At 36.0% G+C, this 837-nt stretch carries 1 protein-coding gene; it reads left to right on the forward strand.

Translation table 11 applies throughout. From position 1 onward, the window contains the following. Nucleotides 1-760, forward strand: a 760-nt coding sequence (locus NL42_RS19420) for a pyrroline-5-carboxylate reductase family protein (RefSeq protein ID WP_461313990.1), incomplete at its 5' end; no start/stop codon positions are given. Between the last annotated feature and the right edge of the window lie 77 nt (nucleotides 761-837).

An 837-nucleotide genomic window follows, 5' to 3' on the forward strand; every position in this document is an offset into this window, starting at 1 on the left:
AGCTTTGGCTTTAATCGGAGGAATGGTTTTAAAAGGATTTAAAAAAGAAAAAATACACTTAATTGAAGAGAAAAAAATTAATGATACAAATGCATTGAAGCAAAAAGAAAATAGTTTAAAAAAAGCTGACATAGTTGTGTTGTTATTAGATCCCAAGCAATTAAAAGAGACACTTGCGCCGTTTAAAAAATGGTTAGCAAATAAGATTATTGTTTCTATGATGGCAGGGATTGATATTGCAAACTTATCTCGTTTTACAGGTTCAAACAAAATCGTTCGTGTGATTTCAAATCCGCCTGTACTTACCCATGTTGGTACTCACGTGCTGATTGCTTCAGAGCAAATGGATCAGCTTGATAAAGACTTAATTGAAACGTTGTATTCTCCAACAGGTCAGACTTTTTGGGCTGCTTCGGAAACACAAAGTGATGCCATTATTGCATTATCAGGTTCAGGGCCAGCTTACTTTTTCTATATTTTGGATAGCATGATTAAGACTGGCGTTTCACTAGGGCTAGATAAGCAATTTGCCTTAGATCTTGCGCTTCAAGCAGCGACTGGGGCGGTTGAAATGATTCGTAAAAGTAATGTTCCACCAGCAGAATTATGTGGAAAGGTCACTTTAGCAAACGGGATTACCGAGTCTGCTTTACGAATGTTTGAATTAGGCAATGTGTCAGATGATATACGTTTAGCTATGAAGGCCGCATATCATCGTAGCAAAGAAATTACTTCAGAAATTATTTCTGAGGCTAGCTAAATCTTCTTTAACAAGTTAGGTCTTTAAAAAGTATTCCCAAATAATATAACCTAAGCCAAACCCAATAAAAGAGTAGA

The organism is Acinetobacter sp. GN11 (assembly GCF_054823985.1).